Origin of the sequence: Mesorhizobium sp. M0001 (assembly GCF_040324255.1) — a bacterium.
GTDB lineage: Bacteria > Pseudomonadota > Alphaproteobacteria > Rhizobiales > Rhizobiaceae > Mesorhizobium.
On sequence record NZ_JAMYVS010000036.1, the window covers coordinates 1 to 1,381 of the forward strand.

A 1,381-nucleotide genomic window follows, 5' to 3' on the forward strand; every position below is an offset into this window, starting at 1 on the left:
GATGCCAGTCTCTCGCCAAACCATCGCCGGTCCTCCGGCGGACAAGAAAACTGTCACCCATGCTATCGGTCCATTCTGTTACCTATCTATCCGGTTCGGACACAGCGTCCTTCTCCCCGTCACTATACGGGGAGAAGTGCCCGGCAGGGCGATGAGGGGCGGCGCCGACATCGATAATAGTTCAACAGAAGTTGAACCTTTCTGAATTGCACCTATGTGTTCCCGTATCTAGGTTCCGCCGACTTTTCCGCCATCAGTCTCGCGCCCTCGCGCAAGTCGTTTTCGCCCCGCCAAACCCAAGGAATTTCCCGCATGACCGAATACACCCCGCCGAAAGTCTGGAGCTGGAAGAAAGCCAATGGCGGTACGTTCGCCAGCATCAACCGGCCTATTGCCGGTCCGACGCATGACAAGGTGCTGCCGGTCGGCAAGCATCCGCTGCAGCTCTATTCGCTGGCGACGCCGAATGGGGTCAAAGTGACTGTCATGCTGGAGGAGCTTCTGGCGCTCGGCCACAAGGGCGCCGAATACGACGCCTGGCTGATCCGCATCAACGATGGCGACCAGTTCGGCTCGGGCTTTGTCGAGGTCAACCCCAACTCCAAGATCCCGGCGCTGCTCGACCGCAGCGGCAAGACGCCTGTCCGCGTCTTCGAGTCCGGCTCGATCCTGCTTTATCTCGCGGAAAAGTTCGGCGAGTTCCTGCCGACCGAACAGCCGGCGCGCGCGGAAACCTTGTCCTGGCTGTTCTGGCAGATGGGTTCGGCGCCCTATCTCGGCGGCGGCTTCGGCCATTTCTACGCCTATGCGCCCGAAAAAATCGAATACGCCATCGACCGCTTCGCCATGGAGACCAAGCGCCAGTTCGACGTGCTCGACCGGCGGCTGGCGGAGACCGAATACCTCGGCGGCGCCTTCTATTCGATCGCCGACATGGCGGTATGGCCCTGGTATGGCGGCCTGGCGCTCGGCCGCATGTACAATGATTCCGCCGAGTTCCTGTCGGTGCAGGACTACGAGCACGTACAACGCTGGGCCAGGGCGATCGACGCCCGCCCGACCGTGCAACGCGGCCGCATGGTCAACCGCGCCTTCGGCGACCCCGCCATGCAACTGCACGAGCGCCACGACGCCAGCGATTTCGAGACGAAGACGCAGGATAAATTGGTGGTGGCGGAGTGACTTTTTTACCCTCCCCCTTGTGGGGAGGGTCGATCCGCAAAGCGGATCGGGGTGGGGGTCGGCGCCAAGCACCCCCACCCGACCTTCGGTCGACCTCCCCACAAGGGCATAGGCGCTAAGATAGCTTTGGCATGGACTGAAATTTGCGCTTTCGTGGTGGTTCGCGCCAGCGATATCGCAAGGCATGGAGATTTTGACG

Annotated in this window: 1 protein-coding gene; it reads left to right on the top strand. The window is 61.4% G+C overall.

Going from position 1 to position 1,381, the window contains the following annotated elements; translation table 11 throughout:
* Nucleotides 1-312: 312 nt before the first annotated feature.
* Entirely contained in the window at nucleotides 313-1,182 is an 870-nt protein-coding gene (yghU, locus tag NKK50_RS31235; RefSeq protein ID WP_023689843.1) for a glutathione-dependent disulfide-bond oxidoreductase, read from the top strand.
* Nucleotides 1,183-1,381: the final 199 nt, after the last annotated feature.